This window comes from uncultured Brachyspira sp. (genome assembly GCF_944390595.1).
Classification (GTDB): domain Bacteria; phylum Spirochaetota; class Brachyspiria; order Brachyspirales; family Brachyspiraceae; genus Brachyspira.
On sequence record NZ_CALXRN010000135.1, the window covers coordinates 1 to 3,936 of the forward strand.

The following is a 3,936-nucleotide window of genomic DNA, read 5'->3' on the forward strand; positions in this document are numbered from 1 at the left end:
AAATTATCAACTCCGCATGCTTTTTGCAAATCAACTAAAGCATCAACAAAATCCATAGCTTTATTTGCATCTTTCTTACCTAAAGCCTTAGCCATATTTATCATTTTTTCATCGCAGTCATGTGCATTTGCAATCACAGTATAATATTCTTTACTAATTATAATAAGTCCTGCCCCGTGCTCAAGATTAGGATAATATGCACTTAGAGCATGCTCAATAGAATGCTCAGCAGTACAGCTTGAAGTACTTTCAACTATTCCGGATAAAGTATTAGCCATAGCAACATTTTCTCTAGCTTCCATGTTATTTCCGTCTTTAACAGCATCAGCTAAACTTTTTCCTATAAGTTCTATTGCTTTTAATGCAAATAAATCGCTCATATCATTTGCTATTTTATTAATATATCCTTCTGTACTATGAAATAAAGCATCAAAACCTTGATAAGCTGTAAGTTTTGGAGGAACTGTCTTCATAAGTTCTGGATCTACTATAGAAAGATAAGGATAAGTTTTTTCATAACCAAAACCTATTTTCTCTTTTCCATTAGTAATAACAGTCCAAGGATCTGCTTCTGTACCAGTTCCTGCAGTAGTAGTTATTGCAACAACAGGAAGAGGGTCATTAGGAACAGGCTTTCCTTTTCCTGTACCTCCAAATATATAATCCCAATAGTCGCCTTCATTAGTAGCCATTACAGCAATAGATTTTGAAGAGTCTATGCTGCTTCCTCCTCCTATACCTATAACAAAATCACAATTTTCTTTTTTAGCTAAAGCAGCTCCTTCCATTACATGGTCTTTAATAGGATTAGGAAGTATTTTATCAAATAAAACATAAGCTACCATTGCTTTATCCAATTCATCCTGAAGTCTTTTTAAATAACCGTATTTTTTTATGGAAGTACCGCCTGTTACAATTAATGCTTTTTTACCAGGTAATTTCTGCTTATGTAATTTGTTTAAAGAACCATTGCCGAATATAACCTTGCTAGGCATATAAAAATTAAAATTCATAATTGCTACCCCTTAAATATAATATTATGTTTACTATTATACAGCTCTATAATTTTTAAATCAAATTATAATTTAAATATTGATAAAACTTAAAAATAAGGTTTTATAACAAATAAAAAGAAAGTATTATTTATTGAAATGAGTATAATAATACCGTAATACTTCTTTTATAAAATATTACGGCATTATTTAATTGATAGTTATTATTTTTTATTCTACTGGAATATATCCGTTTTCTTCTACTATTTGTTTTCCTATACCGCTAAATATGTAATTTACAAAAGCATTTTCACTTTCAGAAAGTTCTGAGTTTTTAATAAACATTAAAGGTCTTTGTATTTTATACTGTCCATTTAAAATATTTTCTTTAGTAGGCTCTACTCCATCAACTTTGAAAGCGAATAAATTATCTTTATTTTGATTATAAACTCCGTAAGAAGCATAACCTATAGCATTTTCATTTTCTACTATTTTTGTTCCTAATGCTCCCATAGAAGGAGATTGTATAGCATTAGGTGATATTTGAGTTTCTCCCATTATAGACTCTTGGAAAACCTCATAAGCTCCGCCGCTTAAATCTCTAATTATAACTACTATTTCTTTTTGAGGCAAAGAAGCATCTACATCGCTCCAATATTTATATTCGCCTGAAAATATTTTTCTAATAGTATCAGAATCTAAATTATCTTTAATTTTTGTTATTGGATTTTTAGCATTAACTGAAACTGTCAAAGCATCGGAGGCAACCAAAAATTCTTTATAATTTGTCATTTGAGATTTCTCATTATCTCTTATTTTTCTAGCTAACATTCCAAAACTTGCTGTATTATCTAATATGCTTTTTACACCGGCACCGGAACCCGCTGATGATACATATATAGATATTTTTTCATTAGGAAGATTAGAAGATACTTTATCCCAAGTAACATATTCTTCCATAAACTTATTACCTATAGAAGCCATAACAGGAGCTAAAGAAGAGGATCCGTCGAAGGAAATCTCGGCTTTAAAACCTGTATTATCAGAACTTGATGATTGAGATGCGTTATCTGTTTTGTTTGAATTACAGCTATATAATAGAGCTATAATTAATAGAAAAAGTATAATTTTTTTCATAGTACTATCCTTTAATATTTTGTAATAAAAAATAATTTAACATGCTGAAATATAAAGTCAAGAAATTAAACAGTTAAAAATTATAACATACCCCGCCCTATAGATTTTATGATTTTAATTATAATACAAATTTTATTTAATATTTTGAATCTCAATAGAAAAAGCATACCCGCCCTAGTTTTTATTAAGTTTGTAATTTCAATTAACGCACGGATAACAAATTTATAATTTAAATAAATATTTAAATTGCATATAAAATACATATTTGAAATTTTATTCTGCGTGCGGTAAAGAAAAAATAAAAAACTATAAGAGATAATGCTTTTACTATAAATTTTCTACAATCAAATTTTCACTCAATTAAATCACTTTGCTTTTATATATTTTTTATTAAATTAGTATTGACTTTTTTGAATAATATTTAGTATAATCAAAATATAAACAGCGGATATAATGCTGAACTGCTAACCGCAATTACCAATTTGTTGACAGCTATAATAATTGCGGTTACGACTTTTAAAAATAAGAAATAATTCTTAATACAACCAAAGGGGAGTGAGTCTGCAACCCGCTTCCTTCGGATATTATAAGACATAGATATAAAGGAGTCAAGCATGTTAGAAAAAATTACTTGTATAATATCCATAAGTGCTTTATGTATAAGCATATTCAATTTAATAATGGTGTTAACAGTATGGAAAAAAAGTAATAGAAAATAAAGTCAGTAAAAGAGAAAGCACAGGAAGACCTATCAGAGATATTAATAAAGGTAAAATGAATAGACATAATATAACTTGCATGATGATATATGGAAAAGTATAGTAGAAAAGTCTGCAGAACTTAATTTATCAGCTAGTCAGTATATGGCTATGATACATAAAGAATATATGAATAAGTAAAGCCGTTTCAGCATATAATAAGTGCTGCTATAATTTGTATTATTGCAGCACTATTTTTATTCAATATGTAATAATATAACTATTTAATGGAAAGATTTTTACTTATACAAAATTATTTTTTTCTTTTAAATATTCCGTTAAATCCGTAATTTTTCATATAAGGAGAACATCTTTCAAGTAATATTAAAGTATCTTTATTTACAACTGAAATATATAAATAATAATCCGTTGCATAACCATAATTAAAAACTATTACATTTTTTAAATATCCATATACTTCATCATTAAACTTTCCAATATAAACAGAAGGTCCGTACTCAGTACTCCAGTATTCACTTAGTTCGCCCTTTTCATTCAAATCTTTTTTCATCATAATATGTTCTTCTATCTCTTTATTTAATTCCTTTGATGAAGTACTAAAATTATATTCACCGCCTGCAATCTCAGATAAAGTTATGCTAAATCTTTTATCTTCTGATTCAAATGTACCATAAATATTTTCTGTAACATCTTCTTTGTTCAATAAAACTTTATTATCTACAAGAGTAAATAAAGTTTCCATACTATCTTTATAATTAATGTAATTACTATAGGCTTCTTCATGATTCTTTGACACTAAAGGCGGAATATAATCTGGTTCAACAGATAAATTATAAGGAGTCATCATTAAAGCATTATTAGTAAATAAAAACACACAATAATTTGTAATCTCTTCATAACTATCTTTTTCATAGTTATAACTTTTAGCAGGATAATAAAAATAAAATTCATTATCACTTATAGCACCATCTAATTGATAAAATACCTCATTAAACAATATCTCTCCTGTTCTTTCATATATAATAAACTCATCATGAGGTCCGCCGATATAGGCTTTATTTTTAAAAAGTTTTGCAAATTTTTCTATT

3 protein-coding genes are annotated in these 3,936 nt (G+C 27.6%); all 3 read right to left on the minus strand.

From position 1 onward, the window contains the following. Positions 1–1,013: iron-containing alcohol dehydrogenase (locus Q0J90_RS08075; RefSeq protein WP_297277418.1), on the minus strand; the 1,013-nt coding region annotated here is incomplete at its 3' end. Positions 1,014–1,223: 210 nt separating this feature from the next. Continuing rightward, on the minus strand, positions 1,224–2,129 hold the full coding sequence (locus Q0J90_RS08080; protein WP_297277419.1) for a phosphate ABC transporter substrate-binding protein: 906 nt from the start codon (positions 2,127–2,129) through the stop codon (positions 1,224–1,226). A gap of 1,011 nt (positions 2,130–3,140) precedes the next feature. Next, a partial coding sequence (locus Q0J90_RS08085) for a hypothetical protein (protein WP_297277420.1) occupies positions 3,141–3,936 on the minus strand: 796 nt, incomplete at its 5' end.

Coding starts and splice junctions, on each gene's coding strand:
- Q0J90_RS08080 (WP_297277419.1), bottom strand. CDS start 2,129: ATGAAAAAAATTATACTTTTTCTATTAATTATAGCTCTATTATATAGC.